Origin of the sequence: Acrocarpospora corrugata (assembly GCF_009687845.1) — a bacterium.
GTDB lineage: Bacteria > Actinomycetota > Actinomycetes > Streptosporangiales > Streptosporangiaceae > Acrocarpospora > Acrocarpospora corrugata.
The window spans coordinates 14,480-39,949 of sequence record NZ_BLAD01000081.1 but is presented as its reverse complement, the minus strand read 5'-3'; the positions used below and the strand labels follow the sequence as shown (position 1 = coordinate 39,949).

Annotated in this window: 27 protein-coding genes and 1 tRNA gene; 15 read left to right on the top strand and 13 right to left on the bottom strand. The window is 67.0% G+C overall.

Annotated features, from left to right (window positions below; translation table 11 throughout):
* Positions 1 to 82: 82 nt before the first annotated feature.
* The 6 genes from Acor_RS31995 to Acor_RS31965 all read right to left on the bottom strand — a co-directional run bounded on the left by Acor_RS31995 (position 83) and on the right by Acor_RS31965 (position 5,202).
* Positions 83 to 907, bottom strand: coding sequence for a protein kinase family protein (locus tag Acor_RS31995; RefSeq protein WP_246239425.1), 825 nt, complete (start codon positions 905 to 907; stop codon positions 83 to 85).
* Positions 908 to 1,363: 456 nt separating this feature from the next.
* Positions 1,364 to 1,882 (bottom strand): hypothetical protein, encoded by a 519-nt coding sequence (locus Acor_RS31990; RefSeq protein ID WP_174876228.1) that lies wholly within the window; start codon positions 1,880 to 1,882, stop codon positions 1,364 to 1,366.
* Positions 1,879 to 2,568, bottom strand: coding sequence for a TetR/AcrR family transcriptional regulator (locus Acor_RS31985; protein ID WP_246239421.1), 690 nt, complete (start codon positions 2,566 to 2,568; stop codon positions 1,879 to 1,881). The genes Acor_RS31990 and Acor_RS31985 overlap by 4 nt, the downstream gene beginning before the upstream one ends.
* 602 nt (positions 2,569 to 3,170) lie before the next feature.
* Positions 3,171 to 3,566 (bottom strand): HepT-like ribonuclease domain-containing protein, encoded by a 396-nt coding sequence (locus Acor_RS31975; protein ID WP_170317171.1) that lies wholly within the window; start codon positions 3,564 to 3,566, stop codon positions 3,171 to 3,173.
* Positions 3,556 to 3,852, bottom strand: a complete 297-nt coding sequence (locus tag Acor_RS31970; protein ID WP_155340504.1) for a nucleotidyltransferase family protein — start codon at positions 3,850 to 3,852, stop codon at positions 3,556 to 3,558. The genes Acor_RS31975 and Acor_RS31970 overlap by 11 nt, the downstream gene beginning before the upstream one ends.
* 117 nt (positions 3,853 to 3,969) lie before the next feature.
* Positions 3,970 to 5,202, bottom strand: a complete 1,233-nt coding sequence (locus tag Acor_RS31965; protein ID WP_170317170.1) for an MFS transporter — start codon at positions 5,200 to 5,202, stop codon at positions 3,970 to 3,972.
* A gap of 95 nt (positions 5,203 to 5,297) precedes the next feature.
* Between Acor_RS31965 and Acor_RS44900 the strand changes: the two genes are divergently transcribed.
* The 5 genes from Acor_RS44900 to Acor_RS31940 all read left to right on the top strand — a co-directional run bounded on the left by Acor_RS44900 (position 5,298) and on the right by Acor_RS31940 (position 9,847).
* Positions 5,298 to 5,846, top strand: a complete 549-nt coding sequence (locus Acor_RS44900; RefSeq protein ID WP_170317169.1) for a CGNR zinc finger domain-containing protein — start codon at positions 5,298 to 5,300, stop codon at positions 5,844 to 5,846.
* 106 nt (positions 5,847 to 5,952) lie between these two features.
* On the top strand, positions 5,953 to 6,699 hold the full coding sequence (locus tag Acor_RS45955; RefSeq protein WP_308805701.1) for an iron chaperone: 747 nt from the start codon (positions 5,953 to 5,955) through the stop codon (positions 6,697 to 6,699).
* Between the two features lie 320 nt (positions 6,700 to 7,019).
* On the top strand, positions 7,020 to 7,688 hold the full coding sequence (locus Acor_RS31950) for a dihydrofolate reductase family protein (protein ID WP_246239419.1): 669 nt from the start codon (positions 7,020 to 7,022) through the stop codon (positions 7,686 to 7,688).
* Positions 7,689 to 7,929: 241 nt separating this feature from the next.
* Positions 7,930 to 8,823 carry a helix-turn-helix transcriptional regulator gene (locus Acor_RS31945; protein WP_155340501.1) on the top strand — a complete coding sequence of 298 codons (894 nt, stop codon included), beginning with the start codon at positions 7,930 to 7,932 and terminating at the stop codon, positions 8,821 to 8,823.
* A 76-nt stretch (positions 8,824 to 8,899) separates the two neighbouring features.
* Entirely contained in the window at positions 8,900 to 9,847 is a 948-nt protein-coding gene (locus Acor_RS31940; RefSeq protein ID WP_155340500.1) for an SMP-30/gluconolactonase/LRE family protein, read from the top strand.
* Between the two features lie 23 nt (positions 9,848 to 9,870).
* Here Acor_RS31940 and Acor_RS31935 read toward each other — a convergent pair whose 3' ends face one another.
* Positions 9,871 to 10,407, bottom strand: coding sequence for a helix-turn-helix domain-containing protein (locus tag Acor_RS31935; protein ID WP_155340499.1), 537 nt, complete (start codon positions 10,405 to 10,407; stop codon positions 9,871 to 9,873).
* Between the two features lie 76 nt (positions 10,408 to 10,483).
* Here Acor_RS31935 and Acor_RS31930 point away from each other — a divergent pair, with 76 nt between their 5' ends.
* The 4 genes from Acor_RS31930 (at position 10,484) to Acor_RS31915 (ending at position 14,830) form a co-directional block, all read left to right on the top strand.
* Entirely contained in the window at positions 10,484 to 11,425 is a 942-nt protein-coding gene (locus Acor_RS31930; protein ID WP_155340498.1) for an alpha/beta hydrolase family protein, read from the top strand.
* A gap of 34 nt (positions 11,426 to 11,459) precedes the next feature.
* Positions 11,460 to 12,320 (top strand): CPBP family intramembrane glutamic endopeptidase, encoded by an 861-nt coding sequence (locus Acor_RS31925; RefSeq protein WP_218034604.1) that lies wholly within the window; start codon positions 11,460 to 11,462, stop codon positions 12,318 to 12,320.
* A gap of 432 nt (positions 12,321 to 12,752) precedes the next feature.
* The gene (locus Acor_RS43525) at positions 12,753 to 13,127 is read left to right on the top strand and encodes an alpha/beta fold hydrolase (RefSeq protein ID WP_218034603.1); all 375 of its coding nucleotides are present in this window, start codon (positions 12,753 to 12,755) and stop codon (positions 13,125 to 13,127) included.
* A gap of 257 nt (positions 13,128 to 13,384) precedes the next feature.
* The gene (locus tag Acor_RS31915; protein ID WP_155340496.1) at positions 13,385 to 14,830 is read left to right on the top strand and encodes a CHAP domain-containing protein; all 1,446 of its coding nucleotides are present in this window, start codon (positions 13,385 to 13,387) and stop codon (positions 14,828 to 14,830) included.
* Between the two features lie 1,703 nt (positions 14,831 to 16,533).
* Here the strand turns inward: Acor_RS31915 and Acor_RS31910 are convergent.
* Positions 16,534 to 16,609 (bottom strand) — tRNA-Ala (locus Acor_RS31910).
* Positions 16,610 to 16,824: 215 nt separating this feature from the next.
* On the opposite strand from Acor_RS31910, the gene Acor_RS31905 reads away from it, so the two are divergent.
* From Acor_RS31905 to Acor_RS31895, 3 genes are read left to right on the top strand one after another with little or no spacing between them, the layout of a single operon-like run.
* Positions 16,825 to 17,238 (top strand): TIGR03668 family PPOX class F420-dependent oxidoreductase, encoded by a 414-nt coding sequence (locus Acor_RS31905; protein WP_155340535.1) that lies wholly within the window; start codon positions 16,825 to 16,827, stop codon positions 17,236 to 17,238.
* Positions 17,228 to 17,620: a DUF6247 family protein gene (locus Acor_RS31900; protein ID WP_308805700.1), complete on the top strand. Its 393-nt coding sequence runs from the start codon at positions 17,228 to 17,230 to the stop codon at positions 17,618 to 17,620. Before Acor_RS31905 ends, Acor_RS31900 begins: the two co-directional genes overlap by 11 nt.
* Before the next feature lie 2 nt (positions 17,621 to 17,622).
* Complete coding sequence (locus tag Acor_RS31895; protein ID WP_155340494.1) at positions 17,623 to 17,877, top strand: hypothetical protein; 255 nt, start codon at positions 17,623 to 17,625, stop codon at positions 17,875 to 17,877.
* Here Acor_RS31895 and Acor_RS31890 read toward each other — a convergent pair.
* The 5 genes from Acor_RS31890 to Acor_RS31875 form a co-directional block, all read right to left on the bottom strand.
* Positions 17,874 to 18,575 carry an HAD family hydrolase gene (locus Acor_RS31890; RefSeq protein WP_155340493.1) on the bottom strand — a complete coding sequence of 234 codons (702 nt, stop codon included), beginning with the start codon at positions 18,573 to 18,575 and terminating at the stop codon, positions 17,874 to 17,876. The genes Acor_RS31895 and Acor_RS31890 overlap by 4 nt on opposite strands.
* Positions 18,576 to 18,623: 48 nt before the next feature.
* A complete protein-coding gene (locus Acor_RS43520; RefSeq protein WP_218034602.1) occupies positions 18,624 to 18,743 on the bottom strand; it encodes a DLW-39 family protein in 120 nt (39 codons plus the stop codon).
* Positions 18,744 to 19,000: 257 nt separating this feature from the next.
* The gene (locus Acor_RS31885) at positions 19,001 to 19,387 is read right to left on the bottom strand and encodes an ATP-binding protein (protein ID WP_170317168.1); all 387 of its coding nucleotides are present in this window, start codon (positions 19,385 to 19,387) and stop codon (positions 19,001 to 19,003) included.
* Between the two features lie 68 nt (positions 19,388 to 19,455).
* The gene (locus tag Acor_RS31880; protein WP_155340491.1) at positions 19,456 to 19,965 is read right to left on the bottom strand and encodes a DUF305 domain-containing protein; all 510 of its coding nucleotides are present in this window, start codon (positions 19,963 to 19,965) and stop codon (positions 19,456 to 19,458) included.
* A complete protein-coding gene (locus Acor_RS31875) occupies positions 19,962 to 23,111 on the bottom strand; it encodes an AfsR/SARP family transcriptional regulator (RefSeq protein WP_155340490.1) in 3,150 nt (1,049 codons plus the stop codon). The genes Acor_RS31880 and Acor_RS31875 overlap by 4 nt, the downstream gene beginning before the upstream one ends.
* A gap of 109 nt (positions 23,112 to 23,220) precedes the next feature.
* Here Acor_RS31875 and Acor_RS31870 point away from each other — a divergent pair, with 109 nt between their 5' ends.
* Genes Acor_RS31870 through Acor_RS31860 form a run of 3 tightly spaced genes read left to right on the top strand, consistent with a single transcriptional unit; the run spans position 23,221 to position 25,469 of the window.
* The gene (locus Acor_RS31870; protein WP_155340489.1) at positions 23,221 to 23,802 is read left to right on the top strand and encodes an NADPH-dependent FMN reductase; all 582 of its coding nucleotides are present in this window, start codon (positions 23,221 to 23,223) and stop codon (positions 23,800 to 23,802) included.
* 9 nt (positions 23,803 to 23,811) lie between these two features.
* On the top strand, positions 23,812 to 24,357 hold the full coding sequence (locus Acor_RS31865; protein WP_155340488.1) for a dihydrofolate reductase family protein: 546 nt from the start codon (positions 23,812 to 23,814) through the stop codon (positions 24,355 to 24,357).
* A 17-nt stretch (positions 24,358 to 24,374) separates the two neighbouring features.
* Entirely contained in the window at positions 24,375 to 25,469 is a 1,095-nt protein-coding gene (locus tag Acor_RS31860) for a serine hydrolase domain-containing protein (protein WP_155340487.1), read from the top strand.
* Position 25,470: the final 1 nt, after the last annotated feature.

Below are 25,470 nucleotides of genomic sequence, written 5' to 3'. Positions count from 1 at the left end.
CGACCGGCATCTCGGCAGGTCCGCCGACGAAATAGCGATCCACCACCCGCCATGCTGCCAGCGCCGACCGACAGAACAGGGTTCACACCAGTGCGTCTATCGGATATCGCGTCCGCTTGGTTTCGGTGATCAGGCGGCGGTGGAAACCGTCCAGGACGAGGGAATTCTCGGCGTGGCGGCCGATGATCGCGGCGAGGGCGGGGGCGATGCCTTCAAGGGTGGCGTCGCCAGCAACCCATTCGCGGAGGAACGCCTCGTGCTGGGCCTCACCGCGCACACCGCCAGGTAGGTGGAAGCGGAGCAGATGGCCCGCTGTGTAGTGGCGATCGTAGGTGAGATGGCTGTTGAGGAATTCGGTCTCGTCCGTGGACAGGTCGAACTGGGAGCTCAGGGCGAGTCCGAAGTCCGCGAAGTAGAGCAGTCGCCCGTCGGTGAGCACGTTCTGGAAATGCGCGTCGAAATGAACCAGCCCGCGGGAGCTCATGAAGGTGGTGCCCCGCGCCAGAGCCTCGTGTGCCCACACCTGTGCTGAAACATCCCCGCGCTCAGCCGCGCCTTGGCGGTCAGCCAGCCACGCGGCCAGCGTTTGCGGGAGATATTCCAGGAACAGCACCAGGCTGAGCGAGGATTGGCCGATGGCCTCCAGCCTCGCACGTACGGCCGGTGAGCCCTCCCAGTGCGCGACCGCTCCATCGATTCCGCCGAACTCGTCGGCGAATCCTTCCGGAGGGGAATCCGGGATGACCCGCCAGTGGTACATCAGCGGAAAGCCTTCGTACTCGTTGGCGAGAACCCAGTTGGTGGTCATGACGTGGGCAGCCAACTCGCGCCAGGCTCCGAATCCGGCCGACCCGACCCCGTACTGGTAGAACGTCGGCAGACCGAAGACATTGGCTGTTGATCGCATGTTCTCCGGACGCGTCTCGACGTCTGTCAGGGGGACGCGCTTGACGAATACCTGGGTACCGTCAACGTCCAGTTCCGCTGACCGGCCACCGATGCCGGACCCCTGCGAAGTCGCCGCGGCCACGAGATCAGCCAGCTTGCGATCGCTCAGCATGGCCAGTCGGGTGGACACATTCCCGTATACGTACCGGCGTGGATCCGGCTGATGCATCAACGGCTCCTGATTCTGTCGCGGCACGCAGGACTGGCGTGACTCCAGCGCGAGTAGACCTCGGCCAAATAGATGTCCGTTCTCAGCAATGAGGGCAGGCCACTACCGGAATCCAACGCAACCTGACCGCCGAAAGCGCCGCCGAGCTGCGCGCTGATCCAATCGACGCGCATCATGTCAGCACCGCCGCGACGCTCCCGGCGCGAAGGATCCCATGCCAGGTAGACGTATCACCAATGTTCGCGCTTACGCCGACGCCGTCCGGATCGCCGTGGCGTCGTAGCGAGCGCGGGCGTCGCGGATCTCCTCGTCGTGCGCCTCGGCCCAGCGGCCCAGCAGGATGCCCGGATCACCTTCCTCGATAGCATGCTCGACGAATATGAACTGGCGCATCCGCGCCCTGATCTCACCGTGAGCCGCATGGAGGATCGTCCATCCTCCCTTGAAATGCCAGGTTGCCATCCACACGCGTGCGTCCCTGCTGAGCTCGGCGAGGATGTCGTCGGGTGTGGCAAAGCCGAAGGTGAATTCGAGGAACCCCCAGGCCCCTTCACCCTGAAAAACGAAGAGCACCGGCCGGTCCTCGTCCAGAGCCTCCTCCCCTGGGTACGCCATGACGCGCCGCTCGGGATCACGACCTCCGTTCAGCCGCCGCAGGAGATCATCCCCACTGACCGCGTCGTCGAGAGGTTGCACCATGGTCCAGCAGAGTCCGTCCTCCAGCCATTGGTGCCACTCGAAGAGACGGCGATAACGGTCGATCACGTGGTCATTGTGACGGAAACCGTACTGCCGACGCGATCAAGGACGTCGAGCAGATTGAACGGAACGGGCGCGGGCAAGGGTTCGGCGCGGTCGGCGCGGAAGGCGTCGAGCAGGTAGGCGACAAGGCGCCGGGACGCGGCCTGGGCCGTTTCGCCGGACTCCGTGAGGACGCCGTCGTTGGCCATGAGCAGCAGTGCGAGGTCATCCTGGGAGAAGTCGGCGCGCAGCCGCCCGTGCTCTTTCGCCCGTCTCGTCAGCTCGGCGAAACCGCGTATGGCGTGGCCGTGTTCCTGCTCGACGTTGATCGCATGCGGGAACGCCGCGATGAACGCCGCACTGAGGCCTCGGTCTAGGGCCTGCATAGCGCACACCCGTTCAATGACGGTACAGAACCCCCGCCAGGGGTCCGGATCGGCCAGCGCGTCATCCACGACCGACGCGCATGCCGCGAACTGGTCGGCGAACACCTCGGTGACGAGCGATTCCTTCGTGGGGAAGCGGCGGTAGAGCGTCGCGGCCCCCACCTGGGCGTGCCGGGCGATCGCGCTCATCGGCACGTCGAGCCCACGCTCGACGAACAGCTTGCGGGCGGCTTCGACGATGCGGTTCCGGTTCTGCAGCGCGTCCACGCGCAGACCCGCCATGTCGCCGACGACGGCCGGCATACGAGATGCCTCGGTACTCATCTCTCTCACTTTAGTTCAAGCGGACAAGAGCTGCGATTATCTCGCTACTCTGATCAGCAAGGGCGATAAAGATTAACACCGAAAACAAAAATGGAGTTTCTATGAGATACCGGGGCCCTCTACCGAAGCGAATGGTCGGCCGCGTCAATACCTGCGTAAGCACGCTGCGTTCCTCTCCTCGGTGGGGCAGAATTGTCAGCAGACACCTTACGATTGTCACCTATACGGGACGACGCTCCGGACAAACTTTCAATACACCCGTCGCCTACCAGCGCGTAGCCGACACCGTGACGATCGGCGTTCAGTTCCCCGAAGCCAAGATGTGGTGGCGCAATTTCTTGGGCACGGGCGGCCCGATATCACTACACCTGGACGGAACCGACCAAACGGGACATGCGGTCGCTCGAATTGATGAAAAGGGCCGCGTCACCGTCACCGTGCGGCTAAGCGACTGACCCAAACCACCAATTCGACGAGAATCAGCGCCGTGTCTCCAAATGTGCAACGCATTCGTCAAGGTCGATGGCGCTAGGCCGGGACCAGCGGCCAGTCCTACCGCGATCTTTCTTCTCCCGTCCACGACTGGCGCGGCGAAAGAGCTCTCACGAGGGATCTGAGGAGACGCGTGACTCCTCTTCCTGCAAACGCTCGAAGAGGTCCGGGTAGGCATGCTGCAGCAGGTCTCGTACTTGCCGCTCCAGATCAGGAACGTTCACTGTGGCGGCGGTGTGCACAATCTTCCAGTCAACACTGAAATATCGGTGAACCACGTTGTTACGCAGCCCCCTGATCAGCTTCCACGGGATCTCAGGGGTGGAGTCCCGGGTCTCGTCCGAGATCCCTGCGACGGCCTCACCGATGATGGACAGTTGCCAGACGACTGCATCACGGCGCATCGAGTCAGCGGCCCACACCTCGGGTGAGACACCGTCGAGGTACGAGGCGATCTTCCTGGCGGCTTCTATGATGTCCACCAGATACAGGCCCTCACGCTGCATACAACACCTGGGCGTCATCAAGAACCTGATCACGGATGACCCAGTGGAGACCTTCCTTGGAGACCACATCGACCTTGCGGCCTAGAAGGTCTTCCAATTCCTCCTGGAAGCCGAAAAACTCAATCCCGATGTGACTGCCTGGCTTCAGAACGTAGAGGAGGTCAATGTCACTCCCCTCCTCATCCTCACCACGGGCAACTGAGCCGAAGACAGCCAGCTCAGCGATACCGTATTTCTCACACAATCCAACCAACTGCGTGTAGACGGTCGTGAAGTCAACGCTCATGACACCTCCCGAGCTTCCATGCTGTCACCTCAGTCGCACCATCGCACGGTTTGGGCCTACCTTCCCCACCGTGACATCCCGAAATCCATGCGGGCAGCCAAAGGTCGTCGGCTGCACTTACGCGACGGGCTGATAGTCCGCTTTCGGCTCGATGGCCACAGACAGATCCGTACGGAGCGCGTACGGCACGAAAGCCCCCAGCACGACGACGGCGAGCCCCGTGGCCAGGAGGAACACCGCCCGTACGCCCCACAGCTCCGCTGCGACTCCAGCCAGCGCCGCGCTGATCGGGATCACACCCCAGCTGAGCACCCGAGACGCGGCGTAGATACGCCCCAGCAACTCCGGCGGTGACAGGTTCTGCCGGATCGTGGCCACCAGGATGCGCCAAACGCTCGACCCGGCGCCCGCGATCACCGCCCCCGCGGCCACCGCCCACACCGGCCCGTCCAACGCCACCGGCGCCACCAGCAGAACTGTCCCTGCGGCGTCGACGATCAGCAGCTTGGTCACCCCGAACCGGCGCCGCAACGGCTCCACCGCCGCCGCCGCGAGCAGCCCGCCCACGGCCATCGCCGTCAGCATTAGGCCGTACTGGGCGGTGGTGAGATCGAGCGGGCCGGGGCTGACTGCGTACACGACGAGCAGGGCTGTCGCGACGGCCCAGGGGATGTTCATCACGGCGGTGAAGAGGGTCAGCGTTCGCACCACCGGCTGTCGCCACAGGTGCCGGAAGCCGGCGATCACGCCCTTCGCGGTTCGGGTCTCGGTGGGTGTCCGGCGCAGGGCCATCATGGCGAGCCCGGCGACGGCCAGGGCGTAGAGGGCCGCGCTCGCGCCGGTGGCCAGGACGAGGGTGAGGCTCGCCAGCAGGCCCGCGAGCGGTGGGCCGGCGAGCTGGTTGGTGACGTTGATGGTCGCCTCGATGCGTGCGTTGGCTCTGTTGCGACCGGCGGGCTCGACGACCGTGGGGATGGTCGAGGTCAGCGCGGTGTCGGCCAACGTCTCGGCCACGCCGAGCAGGACTGCCACGGCGAGGAGGAGTGGCAGCGTCAGGGTGCCGGTGAAGTGGGTGATGGCGAGGCCGGACAGCACCAGCGCGCGGACCAGGTTGACGCCAGTCAGCAGCATCCGGCGGTCGACCCGGTCGACGATCCAGCCGGCGTACAGGCCGAAGACCGGCCAGGCCAGGGTGAGCGCCACCGTCACGGCCGCCACCCCGCCGGGCGAGGCGTCGACGGCGAGGGCGAGGAGCGGCAGGACGAACAGCGCCATGCCGTCGCCGAGGTTCGCGGCGCCGGTGCCGAACCACAGCGCGTTGAACGGCCTACCCAGCGACAGGGGGCGCATACGTTTCTCACCTTTCAAGTGTCTTTGATCGGTCATAGCGTGACTTGTGTCGTCTGACCTGTCAACAGAGTTTGATCGGTGAGATACTCGATGCTGTGACTGTCGAGCTGGTTGGGAATGCGCTGTGCCTGGACTTCGCCAACACGGTCAACGCCCGTCCGGTGGCTCGGCGAGACTGGCTGGGTACGCCGGAGGAGGCGGTGACCTGGGCCACGGCGACGGGACATGCGATCGAGGAGCCGGATGGGCTCGCGGCGGCCCTGCCGGATGCCCGCGAGCTGCGCGAGGCCGTGTTCCGTGTGTTTCGGCCGCTTGCGCAGGGTGGTCGGGCGCCACAGCCAGATCTTGACGCCGTCGTCGCGCTATACGGCGATGGCATCACTCATGGCCGGTTGGAGGAGGCCGACGGGAGCTTCCGGTTTTCGTGGGGAATGCCGCGTACCGTGCGAATCCTGCTCCGGGAGATCGCGGCTTCGGCGATCGAACTACTCACCACCGGGCCGCTGGACCGGCTCGGTGAGTGTCCGTCCTGCTGCTGGTTGTTCCTGGACGTCAGCAAAAATCGTCGCCGCCGGTGGTGCAGCATGACCACCTGCGGCAGCCGCGACAAATCTCGACGCTACTACGCGGGGCACTCCTCCTGAGGGCGTCGCCGGAAAGGCCCCGGCCGTTGCCACCGGTGCCTGGAGAGAACGAGCAGTGATCGAACCCTGCGAACGAATACCTGCGGCAGATAGACGGAGTAATCCCATGACAATCCAGTCGCCCGGCGCGGGTTCCAATTCAGTGGAGAGCGGCTGGCTGATCGCGTTGAAGGTGATCGTCCGCGCCGTTCTCGGCTCGGCGGCCCTCCTCATCACCGGCCTGGCCTATCTGTACGCCTACGTGATGCCCGCCAATGAAGAGGATCCCGACGCCGTCGTCGCCCAGGTGGCAGGCTTGAGCCTCGCTCTTTTCCTTGGGACGGTCGTGGCGATCATGGTGGGCCGATACAAGGTCACCTGGCTGCTCTACCAGCGAGACGCGCGAAGGAAGGGATCTGGGATGAAGGACACGGGGAAGTCCGGCGAGACCACCAAAGCCTTCACTGATGAAGAGCGCGCCGCGATGAAGGAGCGTGCCCGGGAGGTCAAGACAGCTCGCCGGGGCTCTCGCGCGAGCAAGGCCGACGAGGAAAGCGACGTGCTCGCGAAGATCGCTGAGATGCCGGAACCGGATCGTTCCATGGCCGAGCGGCTTCATGCCGTCATCAAGTCCAGCGCGCCGACCCTTTCGCCGAAACTCTGGTACGGGATGCCCGCCTACGCCAAGGACGGCAAAGTCGTCTGCTTCTTCCAAAGCGCGGAGAAGTTCAAATCGAGGTACGCGACGCTCGGCTTCAACGACATCGCGAACCTCGACGAAGGAACCATGTGGCCGACCGCCTTCGCTTTGGCGGAATTGACCGCCGCCGACGAGGCAAGAATCGGCGCGCTGGTACAGAAGGCGGCGAGCTGAGGGGCCCTCAGAAAGCGCAGGCCGACCGGAGCGAAGGAACGCGAACCCATCGATTCACCTCCCTTAATGGCACGGCGATCACGCCAGCGACATGACGTTCCACGGAGGGCACCCGACCTCGGGTAGCCACATGCTCGGTCCACGTAGGGCACCCGACCTCGAATAGCCACATGCTCGGTCTTGATGGGATGGCAGAGGACAGCCGGCGAGCCTGTGCCCTGGATGGGCGGCCACACCTATACATCAGGTGCACGTCGATTGCCTGATCGGGTCCTCGACGATCATTCGACGGGTTCGCGTCCGGACGCCGGTCTATATTCGTGCCGAAACACGAGGAGGAGGACACCATGGGCATGATCCACATCGACCTGTTCGCGACGCTCGACCTCGTTGGCCAGGCGCCGGGTGATCCCGAGGAGGACCCTGACGGCTTTCCATTCGGGGGATGGCAGGCACCCCTGTTCGACGAGACGGTCGGCCAGCAGGTCGGTGCCGGAATGGAGGGCATGGACGCCCTGCTCCTGGGCCGTAAGACCTACGACATCTTCGCCGCGTTCTGGCCGACCCAGGTCGACGGCGTCGACGGCGGAATCGCCACGCTGTTCAACAGCATCCCGAAGTACGTCGCCTCGCGCGGCAACCCGGATCTGGACTGGGCAGGCTCGACGCAACTGGCATCTGACCTGGTGAGCGCCGTCCACGAGCTCCGCGACAAGCATGAGCACGTCCACGTGATCGGAAGCCTGAACCTGGTGCAGGCCCTCCTGCACGAGGGCCTCTTCGACCGGCTCAACCTGTGGCTCTTCCCCCTCATGCTCGGCGTCGGCAAGAAGGTGTTCGACGACGGCGCGGTGCCCGCCAACCTGACGCTCCTTGAGCCGCCCGTCGTCTCGTCCAAAGGTGCCGTACTCCTGCGTTACGGCCTCGGTGCGGGGACTCCAGGCGCCGGGGACATGCGGAGCGAAGACCGCGGCGTCGCTTCGGACTGAACAGTGACTCGGTGGCGAGCAGACGAGCACTGAAGAAGCCACGAACATGGCAGTCCCAGCTGATTAATGATTAACGCCCAGGTTAGGGAATCGTCCCTGACCTGGGCTTTTTATAAGCGAGCCTACGGAATTCGAATCCCTGCAAACATCTAGGCGGGGTGCCGTCACCGATACGAGCTTTCCGTGCCTACCCCCGACAGGGTGTGGCTGGGTCGCGAACCGGCCGCGAATACTGTGAGTCATGAACACGAGACGACAGCTCGGGGAGTTCCTCCAGACAAGGCGCTCTCAGCTGCGACCTGAGGACGTGGGGGTGGCCACGTACGGCGGCCAACGCCGGGTCCCCGGGCTGCGTCGAGAGGAACTGGCGCTGCTGGCCGGGGTGAGCGCGTCGTACTACTCACGCCTGGAGCAGGGTCAGGCGCCCAACGCCTCGCCCGAGGTCCTGGACGCGCTGGCCCGGGCGCTGCGCCTGGACGATGCGGAGCGTCGGCACCTGCATGAACTGGCCGCCGGCGGCCGCCGCCGGGGTGCCACGCGCCGGCCCGTGCCCGAACGGGTCAGCCCTGTGACCCGTCAACTGATCGCCGTACTCGGCGATGTGCCCGTGGTGGTGCTCGGCCGGCGCAGCGATGTGCTGGCGTGGAGCACCCTGGGCCACGCCTTGTACGCCGGCCACCTGGCCCCCGACGCCCCGGACACCCCGCGGCAGCGGCCCAACATGGCACGCCTGGTGTTCCTGGACACGCACACCCGTGACCTGTACGCCGACTGGCCCGCCAAAGCCCGGGGCGTGGTGGCGACCCTGCGAATGGCCTCCGGACGCCACCCGGACGACCCGCTGCTGGCCGCACTGCTCGGCGAGCTGACGGTCAAAAGCCCGGAGTTCGCCACGATGTGGGCCGACCACCGCGTCAAAACCGGCGGCGACGCGGTCTACGAGATGCGACACCCGCTGGTGGGCACCATGCAGGTGACCCAGCAGACGCTGCGGACCGCCGACGACCAAGCGGTGGTCGTCGCCACCACCGAACCCGGATCCCCCTCACACTCCGCCATGACGCTGCTCACACACAGCGTGATCACCGGACGGAACCCCCGGCGCGATGCGCCGACGCGGGAAATGACCGGCTGACTCCACGTTTCCACCTTCTCAGACGCTCCGAACGGAGCGTCTGATGCCTCACGCCCATTTCAGAAAAGGACCAGGAATGCGCAACAGAATGCTCGCCCTCGCGGTCGCCGCCGGGATCGCACTGGTGACCGTACCGACATCGACCGCCGTTCAGGCCCACCCGGCGATGACATCACGAATCGCCGTACACTTCGACCTGGCCAAGGGTCAGATGCCGGAGAACGTCGCGCTCGGCCCGGACGGCACGGCTTACGTCACCTTCGCGGCCGCCCGCCAGGTTGCCGCGATCAGCCCGACCGGCGCCATCCGGATCCTGACAACCCTCCCCGCGCCCGCCGACGGTGGAGCCGGCACGCCGGCTCTCGGATTCGCGCTCACCACCGGCATCGTCCGCACCGCCGACGGCACCCTGTATTTCCTGTACGCCAGCGGCGACGCCGCGACCACCGGCCTCTACCGGCTACGTCCCGGCCACACGTTACAGCGCATCGCCGCGCTGCCGGCCACCGGGCTGCCCAACGGCCTGGCGTACGACGAGCCGGCGAAGACCTTCTACCTCACCGACTCGGTTCTCGGCTCCATCTCCACGGTGCCCCTCAACGGCGGCAACGCCAGGGTCTGGTCGTCGGCACCCGAACTCGCCGCAACGGGATTCCTCGGCGCCAACGGCATCAAGGTACGGCATGGCGCGATCTGGGCCACCAATCTCGACCTGGGCACCCTGCTGCGGATCCCGATCAGGCAAGGCCGCCCCGGACCCGTACAGGTCAAGGCCGCCGGGCTGGCCGGCATCGACGACATCGCCTTTCCCGGAAACCGCGACGACCAGGTCATCGCGACCCTCAACGCGCCGAACAAAGTGGTCAGAATCGATGCGGACGGCCACGCTGTCACGCTTCTCACCGCCGGACTCCAGAATCCCACCTCGGTAGCCGTACGCGGCCGGACCCTCTACGTGCTCAGCGCCGCCTACCTCACCGCCACCGACCCCAACCTGGTGCTGGCCACCCTGCCGCGCCACTGATCGCTGGAGCGCTCCAGGCGCTTTCACGGTTTGGCACTCTTGTCCGGCAGGACGACAAGGCTGACGATGCGACGCGTGCGGCCGTCACCCTCGGCATGACCGACCCGGGTGACGACCGCACGCTCGATCTCTTCGATCATCGCCGCGAATTCGTCGTCGGACAGGTACACCACTGCCTGCCGGTAGACCACGCCGTCCGAGGTGGGCTCGGCATCTTCGAGCCCGAGATACCGCTCGAAATCCGTCAGCAACGAGGCGACGAACGCGGTGAACGCCCGTCGGTGGTCCTCCTGTGTCATGGCCGCCCGCGCCGCTGGGTCGATCACCGCCTGCTCCGCGCGTACCCGATAACTGCGCACCACGATGCCGCGCACGCGGGTCTCGCCCGCCACCTCCAGCACCCCCGCGTCGGTCAACAGGGCGATGTGCCGGTACATCGTCGCCGGTGCGATGTCGGGCAGGCGGTCACGCAGTTGGGTGGTGGTCAGCGGATCGACGTCGAACAGCGCTTGCAGGATGCGCATCCGGACGGGGTGCAGGAGAAGGTCTGCGGTTGCCATGGATGAATTCTCTCACATACGATAATGTTCTCAATATTGAGAACGTCACCAAAAATGAGAGGATGGTGAGCGGGACATGCGGGATGTCGACCTGACAGCCATCGCAGACGACGGACTGCCGTTGGCCGGCACGTTGACCCTGCCCGCGGGGCCTGGCCCATACCCGGCCGTCCTGCTCCTGCAGGGTTCCGGCCGGCTGGACCGCGACGGCAACGCCGACCGGCTCCGCATGGCGCTCGGACCACCGCTGGCCGCCACGATCGCGGACCACGGGATCGCCACCCTGCGCTATGACCGGCGCGGCGTCGGCGCCACACCCGGCAACTGGCGCGCGACCGGATTCACCGACAACCGCCGCGACGCCGCGGCCGCTTTACGCGCTCTGGCCGCACGACCTGACATTCGGCCGGACGCCATTGGCGTGATCGGGCACAGCGAGGGTGCGGTCCACGCGATGTCCCTCGGCAGCCAATCCGAGGTCGCGGCGGTGGTGCTGCTGGCCGGGTTCGCCCGGCCGGGTGAGGGCGCCCTGCGCTGGCAGGCCGGCATGCTCGCCCGAGATCTCCCGGCGTTCCTGAAACCGGTTCTGCGAGCCTTCGCCGCCCGGCAGCTGGCTCGGATCAAGACGACCCGGACAGACGTGGCCCGCGTCGCCGGGCTGCCGGTGAACGCGCGGTGGATGCGCGAGCTCCTCGTCCATGACCCCCGCCCGGACCTGGCGGCGATCAAGGTCCCCGTCCTGGCGATCACCGGCGGCAAGGACCTTCAAGTCGACCCCGCTGACCTGGTGGAGATCCGCAGGCTGGTGCCCGGTGAGGTCGAGATCCACCTGATCCCCGACCTCACCCACCTGTTGCGTCGTGACCCCGGCCCCGCCTCGGTGCGCTCATATCCCCGGCTGCTGCGCCAGCCGATCGACCCCGACCTGCTCACGCAGGTGGCCGCCTGGCTCGCCCACCGCCTCCGGTCCCAGGAGATTCGCGCCGCAGAGCCCGCGGATTCTCCCGCACAACCCTGACCTGTTACTCCCGCTACCCATGGAAGGGAATGGCGTGACCGCCACACCCCCCGCCGGCCGGAAAAGCGGCCTTGTTCTTTTCTTCGCAGTCACCTTCACGACGACCTGGGCGTTCTGGCTTGTCGCGATCGCACTCGGTGGATCGCCGATGAGTTACCCCACGGTCATCCCGTACCTCCTCGGCGGCTTCGGCCCCGTGATCGGCGCGATCGTGATCCGGGCCCGCCGGGCCCGCCGCCGTTTACCCGCCCCCGCCCATACGGTGAGACTCCGGCTCAGCATGCGCCTGTTCTATGTGCCGCCCCTGCTGTTGCTGGCACCGGCGACCGTACTGGCAGGCGCGCTGCTCGCACACCTTCTGGGCGACCCCGCGGTGAGCCTGACCGCCGGGCGGAACCTGATCGCGACCATGGGCGGACCTGTCGCGTTCGTCGTCAGCATGCTGGTCGCCGGCCCGTTGGCCGAGGAACCCGGCTGGCGAGGCACGGCATATCCACGGCTCCGCGCCTCGCTCAGCCGCGTTCAAGCCAGCCTGGTACTGGGAGTCGCCTGGGCGATATGGCATCTGCCGCTGTTCTTCATCTCCGGAACCGTCCAGAACACTTTCGGCCTGATCAGCTGGAGCGGTCTGCTGTTCACACTCAGCGTCATCCCGATGGCACTGCTCACTGGGTACGCCTACGAACGTGCCGGTGTGGTCGCCTCGATCGCAGTTCACTTCGGTGTCAACGCCACAATGGCGCTGCTGAGCGTGAATTCACCTCTGACGCAAGCACTCATCCTGGCGGTACAGCTCATTGCCGTCATCGCACTGCTCGCATGGCAGCGGGAGGAACCCGTGGTTCACACGGCGCCTCCCTCACACCAGGTAGCTCATGCCCCTCGTCGCGTTTGAGATCTCGGTACGGGACAATCGAACATAGACTCGAGCCATAGACCGTAACGGAGGGCGCAGAGGATCCCGTCGGGCCGGCGGTCGTCCTGGTGCACGGCGCGTTCACCGACAAGACCCATCCCACGCTGTACGGCGTAGCAACCGCCCTGGCCCCATGGTTCACGGTTTTCAACTACGACCGCCGTGGCCGCGGCGAAAGCGGCGACACCCAGCCGTATGCCATTGAGCGTGAGATCGAGGACCTGTCCGCCCTCATCGAGGCGGCGGGCGGGTCGGCCATGGTTTTCCGGTGGGTCCTCCGGCGCCGCCCTGGCGCTGGAGGCCACGGCCCGGAACCCGGCCATCTCGCGACTCGCTGTGTGGGAGCCTCCGTACCACGTTGACGAGAGCGCACCCAGTCTGTCGCAGGACTTCGCGTCGCGACTGGAAATCGTGGTCAAACAGGGCCGGCGCGCGGAGGCGGCCGAGGTGTTCATGGTCGAGGCCGCCGAGGTCCCCGTCGAGATGGTGGCCGCGATGCGCGCTCACTCCTCCTGGTCAGGAGTGGAAGCGATCGCGCACACCCTGGCGTACGAGGCTGCTGTCATGGGGCCGGGCAACGCCCTGCCCACCGAACTTCTCACCTCGATCACGCAGCCCACGCTCGTGCTGATCGGCGAGAACAGCCCCGCGTGGATGACCAACGCGGGAAAGGCGGTCGCCGCAACCGTACCCCGAGCGGTGCACAGAATCCTGGAGGACCAGACGCATAACGTGGCCCCTCAGTCCCTCGCCCCAGAACTGCTGGAATTCCTCATCGCCATCTGAGTGGGACCGGCTCCGCCATCTGCGCGACGCCCGCCCGGTCGGGCCGCCGCCACGTCCGTCGATGGCTCCGGGCGCGGGCGGTGAAGGGTCTTTCACGACCACGGCGCCCGCGAATACGACGAGCTCACGGGCGGCCCGGCCGCCGAGTCCGCCGCGCGCTGAAAACCGCCCGCCGCCAATTTTCAGCGAAGTTTCAGCAGCCCCTTCGAATCTTCCGGTGTCAGCACGAAGCACCCTCCGCCACCGGAAGGATCCCCATGAAACTCACCCGCGTAGAAGCACAGAGCGGCCTGCGATTCGCCCGCCGCCTCAGCGCCGGGCTGGCCACCACGGCTGTCCTGGGATCGGGATTGCTCGCCATCACCGCGACGCCAGCCGCTGCCGTGCCCCGCGACTCCATCGTCTCGGTCGCGCAAAGCCAGCTGACCAACTCGTCGCGCAACCACGAGCAGCCGCTGGGGAGCGGTTGCAACTACTACACCGGCTACTTCCGATCCTGGAAGCCCGCAACCGGTTGCTCCGCCACCGACGGAGTTCAGTGGCGTGACAGCGACTGGTGCGCCGACTTCTCCAAGTACGTATGGAAGAACGCCGGCGTGCCGTACGCCGATGTGCCCGAGACCAGCGGAGGCGTGCTCACCGGCTGGGCCAGCTCGTTCAAGGACTACGGCACGAGGTACGGCACCTGGCACACCCGCGCCAGCGGCTACACACCGCAGCCGGGCGACGCCCTCGTCTTCGACTGGGACCAGAACGGCGTCATCGACCACGTCGGGATCGTCAAGTCGGCGAGCAGCAGCACGGTCTACACCATCGAAGGCAACAGCGGCGACCGCATCAAGGAGAACAGCTACTCCCGCACCAACATCGACATCGTCGGCTACTCCAGCCCCGTGGGTGCGGGTGATATCGACGACCCTGTTCCTGTCACTCCCTCCGGCGGTCCGGCGGTGGTGCACGAGGGCTTCGCCAGCATGTTCACGCGGAATGCCGCCGACGGTCATATCCAGGAGACGTACCTGCCGAACATCGGCTCTGCCTGGTACAGCCAGGACATCAGCGCCGACGCCGGCACCCCGGCCTCCGCGACGAAGCCGGTCGCGATCGTGCACGAGGGCTACACCAGCATCTTCACCATCAACTCATCGAACGGGCATCTCCAAGAGACCTACCTGCCCAGGGTCGGCGCAGCCTGGGGCACCCAGGACCTCAGCGCTGGTGCCGGCACCCCGGCGGCGGCCAACGTGACACCCGCCGTGGTGGTGCATGAGGGCTACACCAGCGTCTTCACCATCAACGCCTCCAACGGACGCCTCCAGGAAACCTACCTCCCCAGAGTCGGCGCAGCCTGGGCCACCCAGGACCTCAGCGCGGGTACCGGTACCCCCGCGGCGACCGGCGCGCCCACCGCTGTCTACCACGACGGCTACACCAGCGTCTTCACCATCAACGCCTCCAACGGACGCCTCCAGGAAACCTACCTTTCCGGAATCGGCGCGGCCTGGGTGACCCAGGACCTCAGCACCGACGCTGGCACGCCGGCAGCCGCAGGCACCCCCGCCACCCTCAACCACGACGGCTTCACCAGCGTCTTCACCATCAACGCCTCGAACAAGCACCTCCAGGAAATCTACCTTTCCGGAATCGGCGCCGCCTGGGCCACCCAGAACCTCAGCACCGGCACCCCACCCGCCACCCCCTGAAAACGGCGATGCCGCACCGGAACCCCGGTGCGGCATCACTCTTTTGTGCTTTTCCGAGGGAGCGGGATGCGGCGAGTCCCAGTAGTCGTTCCCAGGTGAATCGGCCGCTGGCAAGGAGGCGTCGAGGCTGTCTGCCGGTCGTCCGCACGAGATCGCGGATGCCCTGAGTGCTCGTGTGGAGGCCGAACGTGAAGATCAGGATGACGACGATGACGGCCTGGCTGGCGCGCTGGTTGCCACCGGCCCTTAATGGCACGCTAATGGCACGGCGTTCACGCCCGCGACCTGGCGTTCCGCGTGCGGCAGCACAACTCCCCACCTGCTCATCCCATCTGCCGTCGACCCGCCCGAAGGGGTCATGGGTGATCGCTTGGGATCGATGGCGTGGTGCGGGGTTCTGGAGTTGGTTACCGATCTTCAGGGTCTGCTGCAGGGCTGGTCGGGGCACGGTTCAGCTTCGTGAGGTGGTGGACCGCTGGCGCCATGAAACCGCCAACAAAAAGATAGGGACGCCGATAAATCTCCATACGAGGTCGGCTCCGCCAGCCAGCCAAAAGGCTGCGGTGATCGCAATAGCTAATCCCATTGCCTGCACAAGGGAGCGTAAGAAGGCGCGCGGATGACGCTTGATTGCTTCCCTCGCAGCGCTGGGACTGGTCCGATTGGACCGGTCGAGATCAGACTTCACCCACCGAACGACAGCCATGACAACCCGTTTGATCGCGTCCACGGCGCAAGGATAGATCTGGGGCGCATGCCTGACTACGGCTAGCGTTCCGAGAACGCGGATCCCGTGGAGGGTGCGGTACGCCATGGCCGCTCCCGCCGGGACCGGCCCCCAGGCAGCATGCCCGGCGGGGAGGGCGGCCAGGGCGGCCAGGGTTGCCAGGGTTGCCAGGGTTGCCAGGGTTGCCGCCCGCGCGGCGGCGCGCAGGGCCGGCGCCTTGACGGCAACAAAGGCCTACCGGCTGCTGCGAGCCGTTCTGACGACCGCAGCCGAAGAGGACGAGCTAATTCCTCGCAACCCATGCAGGATCAAGGGCACGGACAACGAACACACTCCGGAGCCGGCCGGTTCTCACCGTCTCAGGTCTACGAGCTGGCAGATCGGATGTACGACGAGCGGTTCCGCGCGTTGGGGCCATGCGCCCCTTGATGTGCCCTGACGATGTCACCGGCGGGGGTCAGGCGGGAGGACAGGACCTCGCTCACCCGGATGTAGTGCCTCGGTGAACGCGGTTGGGTCGATGTGGTGAAAACGTCCAAAGCCGCAGGAAAGATGCGGTTAGGCGACCATGCAGCAGTTCGGTTTCGCACACGCCGCGCTGCCGTCGCGGTAGCAGAATCGTGCCCATTGAGGTGGGTGCCAACACGGCAAAGATGGTTACGATCGCGGTCAGCGCGAGGGCCTGTTTCATGGGCCATACCGTATGGAGCCACACTGAAGAACGCTGAAAGGTGGCTTAAATGAGCACCTCAAGCGGCAAATGAAGCGGCCATGCTGATCGCGATTGGCGTTATCTCAGACAGTCCGATCATGGTTATCGGCACCCGCGCAGTAAGGAGGGGTCGGAGGATTGGGGGAGATGGAATCAGTCCATCGGCGGGCGCACCCCGGCACGCATTTCGACGAGCGACAGGCTTAGCCACCCAGTTAGAACACTCACGCCCCGTTCTCATGATCGAGAGCGGGGCGTTTTGGCTGGTGGAGCCTAGCGGATTCGAACCGCTGACATCCTGCTTGCAAAGCAGGCGCTCTGCCAGCTGAGCTAAGGCCCCTACAAACAGTCCGTGACCTGCGGGAATGCGGTGATCACACGGCTGTCTGGCTTATATACCGTAGCAACAGCTTAGGCTCTCGCGCCACTTGGTATCGCAACGTGGGGCGGGTGGTGGGAGAGCCGCGCACCAACGCGGTCAGGGTCGAGGTAGATCTTGATGGTTCCGCGCGGCCGGGCCTGCGGGGATCTGGTATTCACGGGTACGTCGGACATATGGACGAAGGGGCAGCTCGGGACAGATTCGTGACGGCGCGGTCGGCGCGGTTGGGGACCGTGGGTGAGGGTGGGGTGCCGCATCTGGTGCCCATCGTGTTCGCGGTCGACGGTGACGCGCTGGCGTTCGTCGTCGATCACAAGCCGAAGCGGACGACAGACCTTCGCAGGTTGCGGAACATCGCGGGCAATGAGCGGGTCTGCGTGCTGGTGGATCACTACGAGGATGACTGGACGCGGCTCTGGTGGGCGAGGGCCGACGGCCGTGCGTTGATCGTTGAGGACGTGGGAGTGCGGGAGCTCTGGATCGACCGGCTGGCTGCACGGTATGGGCAGTATCGAGAGCGCCGTCCCGATGGTCCAGTTGTCGTGATCAGTGTGGAGCGCTGGCAGGGCTGGGCCTATGAGCGATAGCCCTTCGGGAGGTGATACCAAACCTGGGTGGGGCGGGTACCTTGAAACCATGAGCGCGGAGCGTGCTGAATCGGTCGGTCATGAGGTGTCTGATGCCTCTCGTGTCGTCCTGCCGAAGAATCTCCGTACCATCCGGGATGCGTTGCTTCCTGAGGATGTGGGGGACTTCGACCGGGAGTTCCGGCACCTGATGGCTGAGGCGACCGAGAGCCTGGATCTGGGGCCGTTGACGGAGTTCAGCGAGCGCTGGTCGCGGTGGGCCCAGCTGTCGGCGGACCCCGTCGCGCACCGCAAGATGCTCGATCAGGTACGGCGGCTGAACCAGGGCGAGGACGTGCCCGCGCTCTCGCGAGCCGAGGTCGAAGCGAGGCTGGGCCTCTAGAGGTGTACAGCGTCGACCTCCTGGAGGAGGCCTTCGACTACCTCGCAGCACTCCCGGCGGAGGCGCGCGGAGCTTTCCTCGCCCTCTGGGATCTCCTGGAACTCCACCCGTGGAGCGGGGATCCGGCGAACCGTCAGCGTCCTGAGGTGAATATGCGGACGCACCCCTTTGGCGACCGCCGCCAAGGGCTCGCGACCTATCTCATCCTGGAAGATCAACGCAAAGTGTTCGTGCTGCGGATCGTCTGGGTGGACTAGAAGATGGCGGGGACGGCCTGACGGCCGAGGATCAGCGTCGGGAAGTCGGCGATGCTGTCGATGATGTGGGTGGCGCCACCGCTGAGCAGACGTTCCCGACTGTGCACCCCGGTGAGAACGCCGGCGATCAAAGAAGCGCCGGCCCGGCGTGCGGTCAGCATGTCGCTTTCCGAATCACCGGCCACAGCGACCTGGCGGATGTCGTCGATGCCCAGCTTCAGCACCGCAGTCAGCACCAGATCCGGAAAAGGACGGCCACGACCGGCGTCCTCCGGGCAGAGTGCCAGGTTGAGCTTGTCGTGCCACCCCAGCGCACCCAGAATCCGGCTCAAAGTGCCACGGCTGAACCCGGTGATGAGCGCGATCTGAACATCGGCCGCGCGCAGCTTCTCCAGCGCCTCCACGGTTCCGGGCAGCGGAACGAGGCCGGTCCGCTCGATCGCCCCCTCGTACGACCGCTCGAAGGTCAAGTTGGCGGCCTGGGCTCGAGCTTCGTTGTCAGGGAAGATGCCGCGGAAGACGTCTATCTTGGGGCAGCCCCGGGACCGGTGAACGTGGACCATGGCCCGCGCGTACGCACTGGTCCCGGGGACGATGCCCTGAGTGGCGATCGCCTCGGCGAACGCCCGTTCCACCATGGCGATGTCGCCGATCGTGGTGCCCGCCAGGTCCAGGCAGGCCAGCCTGACGGGGGTCATACCCGCACCTTCGCCACGATCAAGCAAAACCCATCTCCGGGGTGGTCGTCAGTTCTCGCTGCCTGTCGCCTCAGTCCACAGGTCCAGCTCGGCGCGATCGGACTGCACCTTACGCCAGACCAGCAGCCCCCCAATAGCGACAAGCGCCAGAACGAGCAGCTTCTTCATGGTGTGACCCCACTTCCCAACGGTCTCACCAGCCGGGTGAGACAACGCCCGGTTCCAACTAGGTTCCCGCCAGCCTAGCAAGGGTTCGGTACATGGCCGGGGTCGCCTGATAACCGGTTGTACCTAATCTGGCGATAGTGAACCCCGGTTGAGGGCCGGCGGCCATGTTGTTTCTGGTGGTAACCCATCCAACACGTCCGAACTCGGACAGGTTTCGGGCGAATGCCGTACCTGGCAGACTCAGCTCTCAGCGAACCCTAGGGCAGCGGGGCGGTGAGCCGGACTGTGGTGCCCTCGGGTCCGGTCTGGATGGTGGTGCGGGTGAGGCGGCGCATCAGCCAGAGGCCGCGCCCGCCGAGGATGGAGCGTTCCGCGAGGTCGGTGGCTGTCAGGGTCTGGTACGGAATGCCGGGGCCGCTGTCCCGGACTTCGGAGCAGAACGAGCCGGATTCTTCCCAGATGGAGATACTACGAGGGCCTCTGCCGTACTTGATGGCGTTGGTCACGGCCTCGTGGACGGCCAGCACGTAATCTTCGAGGACGGCGCCGCTCAGACCGGCTGATTGGCCGGATCGCTGGACAAGATGGCGGATCTGCACCACTGCGCTCTGATCGAACTCCAGACTCAGCAGGATCCCTGACACATCCCTCGCCACCTTTCCACGCTGTTCTGCCACTACCCGCGAAACGGGTGCAGGCACACGTGGAAACCTCAGGTGAGGTGCTGGCCGATGTCCGCGATCTCCTGGCGCTGCTCGCGGACGATGCGTCGGGCCAGGTCACCGGTGGGTGCGTGGTCGCCGGTGGCGACCACGATCTGCGCCATCATCACGCCGGTGGTCAGGTGTTTGCTGAGCGTGGTGAGCCACATCTGGTCGAATTCGGGGCCGGTACGGCTCTGCAGCGCGGTGAAGTCGGCCGTGGTCGCGCTGCCCGTCATCTGGTAGGTCGCGCCTTTGGGTAGTGGCATGTTCCACATGGTCAGCCAGTTGGACATTACGTCGATCTCAGTGCGTTCGCCGGTTCTGAGCTTGGTGGCGAGGCCGGTCACGAAAGTGTCGGTGCTGCGGCCTTTCACCATGTCAGCGAGTTTCAGGGTCTGGCGATGATGAGTGATCATCTCCAGCGAAAAACGTACATCCGGGTCTTCGGCGTCGGCGGTGCCCGAGCACCCGACTGCCAGGAACGCTGCAAACGCCAGAATCTTCGCCCAACGCATCATCCAGCCTCCTCCCCGGGAGGTACGCGAGACCCCGTAGGGGGGTTCAATCCAAGGGGCTGTTCGGCGCCCCGGTTGAACTCGGCCTTGAAGAGCGTATCGCCCAGAGCTGCGCGGGTTGCGGCGGCGATGCGGTCGACGTCGCGGCGCTCGGCGGGGGCCAGCGGCAGCGCCTTCTCGGTACGGAGCCGCGCTGCCGCGCCGAGCAGCCGCGCGGCCTGACCATGATCGGCCGCGAACGCGAACGCGCCCGCCAGACCCTCGGCGGCGAGGGCGTGGCCTCGGGGCGCGTCGAAGGTGAGCGCGGTCGTGAACGCCCGCCGGTGCAGGTCGACGGCCTCGGCCACGGCGCCGCGCTGTTCGGCGGCGAAGCCGAGTTCGGCCAGCACCATCGGCAGATGCGGCGGCGGGTTGGCCTCGTCGATCGGGGCCGTGCGCCGCAGGACGCTGGTGAGATGGGTTTCGGCCAGCGCGATGAGACCGTCCTTGCGGGCGGCGAAGCCGAGGGTCAGCTCGGCGAACACCAGGCCGGGCAGGTGGGCCTGTTCGGTGGCGAGCCGGAGCGCGCGTTCGGAGAAAAGCCGCGATTGCGCATAGTCGCCGCGTTGCAGGGCGATCCAGCCGAGCCATGACAGCCTGGTCGACACCTCCGCCCACAGCCCGAGTTCCTCGGCCATCGCCAGGCCGTCGCGTTGCCGGCGTTCGGCCTCGTCGTAGTCGCCGGCCAGTTCGGCGTGCGCGCCGAGCCAGCCGGTGGCCTCCAGTTGGCCCCAGCGCTCCCCCAGCTCGCTGAAGATCGCGTTGCTGCGCTCGGCGGCCGTGCCGAGGGCGGCCAGGTCGCCGCGGACGTGGGCGAGTTTGGCCTGGGTGCTCAGGACGGCCGCCTCGCCCCAGCGGTCGCCGAGTTCGCGGAAGGTCGCGAGGGCCTGGTCGAGCAGGTCGGCGCCGGCGGTGAGGTCGCCGGTGTCGGAGCCGGTGTAGGCGAGGAACCACTGGGCTCTGGCCCGGCGCGCGGGATCGTCGGCGGTGTCGAAGAGCTTCAGGGCGGCTTCGCGGCGGGCGGTCTTGTCGGCGACGTCGCCGTGCAGGAGGGCGATGCCGGCCTGCCAGGCGCGGGCGGCGGCGCGGTCGGCGGCGGGAGCCGTACCGGGCTGGGCGAGGGCGGTTTCGAGGGAGCGGCGGGCTTCGGTGAGGCGGCCGCGCAGGAACCAGTACCAGGTCAGGGCGTTGACCAGGCGGAGGTTGACCGCTGTGCGGAAGTTGGCGGCTTCGGCGTCGAGGCGGCGGAGCCAGTCGCGCTGGGCCGGGCCGTAGAGGTGAGGCTGGGCCTGTTCGGCGAGGTCGGTGTAGTACGCGCGGTGGCGGGCCTGGAGTTCGGGGTATTCGTCTGCTTCGCGCATGCGGTCCACGCAGTACGCGGCGACCGATTCGAGCAAACGGTAGCGCGGGCCGTCGGGGCCGTGGGCGACGGCGACCAGGGAGCGGTCGACCAGGCGGGGGAGCAGGTCGAGGACATCGGGGGTGGCGCAGACGGCTTCGGCGGCTTCGAGAGTGCAGCCGTCGGCGTGGATGGCCAGGCGCCGCAGGACGATCCGCTCGGGGTCGGTGAGGAGCTCCCAGCTCCAGTCGATCATGGCGGTGAGCGTCTGCTGGCGGGGCGGCGCGCCGCGGTGGCCGGTGGCCAGCAGCCGGAACCGGTCGTCGAGGCGGGCGACCAGACCGTGCACGCCGAGCGCGCGGACGCGGGTGGCGGCCAGTTCCAGGGCCAGCGGGATCCCGTCGAGGCGGCGGCACAGCATCGCGACCGCGGGGGCGGTGTCGGTGTCAAGGGTGAAATCTCGGGCGGCGGCCGTGGCACGGGCCACGAACAGCCGGACCGCGCTGGACTGGTCGAGGGCGGCCAGGTCGGCGGTTGGGGAGGGAACGTCCAGCGGGGGCACGCTCCACACGGATTCGCCCGGCAGGGACAGGGCTTCCTGGCTGGTGGCCAGGATGCGTACCTGCGGTGCCGCCCGGAGTAGGGCATCGGCGAGTTTCGCGACGTCGTCGATGACGTGTTCGCAATTGTCGAGAACGAGCAGCAGGTTGCGGGCGCGCAGTGCGCCGATCAGCCGGTCCTGCGGCTCGCCGGAGCTGTCGTGGATCTCCAGCGCGGCCATGATCGCCTCGGCCGTGCAGGAGCCGTTGAGCGCGGCCAGCTCCACCAGCCAGACGCCGTCGGGGAAGGCCATTCCGCGCGCGGTCTCCAGCGCCAGGCGCGTTTTGCCCACGCCGCCCGAGCCGGTCAGGGTGACCAGTCTGGCCTTCTCCAGCAGGGTGCTGACCTCGGTGACCGCATTCTCCCGGCCGATGAGGTCGCTCAGGGGTTCGGGCAGGTTCGTGCGGATTCCGGGGACCGTGCTGAGCGCCGGATCCTGGTTCAGGATGGCCTGGTGCAGGGCGACCAGCTCGGGGCTGGGGTCCAGGCCGAGTTCGTCGGCCAGCCGGTCGCGCAGATCGGCGTAGTCGGCGAGCGCCTCGCTCTGGCGTCCGGCCATATAAAGGGCGCGGATGTGGGCGGCGCGCAGGCGTTCCCTGAGCGGGTGGCGGGCGGTCAGGTCGGCCAGTTCACCGGCCAGCAAGCTGTGTTCGCCCAGTTCGAGCCGGGCTTCCGCCCACTGTTCGAGCGCGGCCAGGCGCTGCTCGTCGAGGCGGGCGATGGCGGGCCGGGTGAACTCGTCGTCGGCGAAGTCGGCGAAAGCCGTACCGCGCCAGAGGGCGAGGGCGTCGCCGAGCAGGGCGACGACCGTGCGCGGGTCGGCGCTGTCCTGGGCTTGGGTGGTGAGTTGGGTGAAGCGTGCGGCGTCGACCGTTTCCAGGCCGGTACGGAGGGCATAGCCCGGCGAATGGGAAACGACCAGTTCGCGGGCGCCTGGTTCGGCTTCGTCCAGAGCGCGGCGGAGCTGGGAGACCTTGACCTGAAGCGCCCCCGCCGGGTTCGCCGGGGCGTCGTCCCCCCACAGGTCGTCGACCAGGCGGTCCACCGACACCGTCCGGCCTTCGTGGACGAGCAGGTCGGCGAGGAGGGCGCGAACCTTCAGACCGGGGATCGTGACCGCGCGGCCGTCCGCCGTCCACACCGCGAGCGGCCCCAGCACCCCAAAGCGCATAAACGCCACGCTAGCTGGTTACGCCGTCTCATGCCCGACCGTAAGAGGACGGGAAGGGGTCCGTAAGCCGTCCCTGGCAACGTGGGTCGTGCCAGAAAGGAGGCGGAAAATGTCGGAGAAGCTGAGAATCGCGGTCATCGTGGGAAGCACCCGGACCGGGCGGTTCGGTCCCACCGTGGCCGACTGGCTGGTGTCCCGGGCCCGGCGGCGCGAGGACCTGGCGCTGGATGTGGTCGACCTGGCCGAAACCGCCCTGCCGGCGGCTCTCGGCGACCAGGACGATCCGCTTCCCGGCCCGGTCCTGCTGCTGGCGCCCCGCCTGGCCGCCGCCGACGCCTTCGTGGTGGTGACCCCCGAATACAACCGAAGCTTCCCGGCTCCGCTCAAAACGGCGATCGACTGGTTCTACACGGAGTGGCACGCCAAACCGGTCGCCTTCATCTCCTACGGCCGGGAGTCCGGCGGACGCCACGCCACCGACCAACTCCGGCAGGTGTACAGCGAACTGCACGCGGTGCCCATCCGGGACGGAGTCTCGCTGCCCTGCTACTGGGAGCTGTTCGCGGCCGACGGAAGCTGGCCCAAACCGACGGCGAGCTGCAACGCCGCACTCAACACGACCCTGGATCAACTGACCTGGTGGGCGCACGCGCTGCGGGACGCCCGCGCCAAGCGCCCTTACCTCGCTTAGGAGCACCTCATGCGCAAAGTCATCACTTCTACGTACGTCACGCTCGACGGCTTCATCGACAACCCGCACCTGTGGTCGTTTGACTACTGGAACGACGAAGCCGCTCAATACGCCAACGCCCAGCTGTTCGCCAGCGACATCCTGCTGATGGGCCGCGTCACCTACGAGGGCTTCGCCGCCGCCTGGCCGGGCCGGGCCGGCGCGGACGACTTCGCCGACCGGATCAACGCGATGGACAAGTACGTCGTCACCGCCACCCTCGACAAGGCCGACTGGCACAACACCACGATCATCCCGGCCGGCGACCTGGTCGCCGACGTGCGCCGATTGAAGGAACAGCCCGGCGGGGACATCCTGATCTACGGCTGCGGGCAGCTGACCGACGCGCTGCGGGAGAACGGCCTGCTCGACGAGTACCGCCTGTGGGTGCACCCGGTCGTCGTCGGCGAAGGGCAGCGGTGCTTCCGCGACGGCACGAAAGCCAGACTCACCCTGGCGAACACCCAGACGTTCGCGTCCGGCGTGACCATCCTCACCTACCAGCCCGCTCGCTGACCGAAACGGAGATGACCATGACTGATCTTCAGAAGAACGTGCAGGCCACCATCGACGAGCTCGTCGAATCCGGCGTCGAGCGCGGCCTCCAGGTGGCCGTCTACCGCCACGGCGAACTGATCGTGGACGCGGTGGCCGGCGTCGCCGACCCGGAGACCGGCCGCGAGGTCACCTCCGGCACGGTGTTCTACAACTTCTCGATCGGCAAGGGCGCCACCGCGACCGTGCTGCACGTGCTCGCCGAGCGCGGCCTGCTCACCTACGACACCCCGATCGCGGAGCTCTGGCCCGAGTTCGCCGCCCACGGAAAAGGCCAGGTCACGGTACGGCAGGCGCTCAACCACACGGCGGGCGTGCCCGGCATCCCGGTGGACAGCACCATCGAGGACGTGTGCGACTGGGACAAGATGTGCGCGGCCATCGCGGACCAGGAGCCGTGGTGGGAACCGGGCACGCAGACCGGATACCACGCCTACAGCTTCGGATACCTCATCGGGGAGGTCGTCCGGCGGGCGACCGGGAAGCCGATCTCGCAGGTGCTGCGGGAGGATGTGGCCGGGCCGCTGGGGGTCGCCGACGAGCTCTACTTCGGGGTGCCGGTGGCCGAGCACGGGCGGCTGGCGGTGCTGGAGGACGAGCCGGTGGCCGTGGAGTGGGCCGCGGACATGCCGACCGACCTGCCGATGTTCAAGGCCGGGCCGATGGCGCTGTTCCCTTCTGCGGCGTTGGGGAACCGTACGGATGTGCTGGCCGCCGACATTCCCGCCGGGGGGAAGACGTCGGCGCGGGCCATCGCCCGGATGTACGCGGCGCTGCTCGGTGAGGTGGACGGGGTTCGCCTGGTGTCGCCGGAGCGGCTGCGGGAGATTTCGGCCGTGTCGTTCACCGGGGTCGACCAGGTGTTCGGGAATGCGGCCACCTGGGGGCTGGGATACGCGATCGGCCGTCCCGGCTCGGACGCCGAAACCACGCCCTCGGTTTTCGGGGTGCCGGGGGCGGGGGGCAGCGCGGCGTACGCGGATCGGGCGAACGGGATCGCGGTGGCGGTGACGAAGAACCGGCTGACCGGCGACTTCGCGGTGCCGGTGCGGATCAGTGAGCTGATCGGGTGAG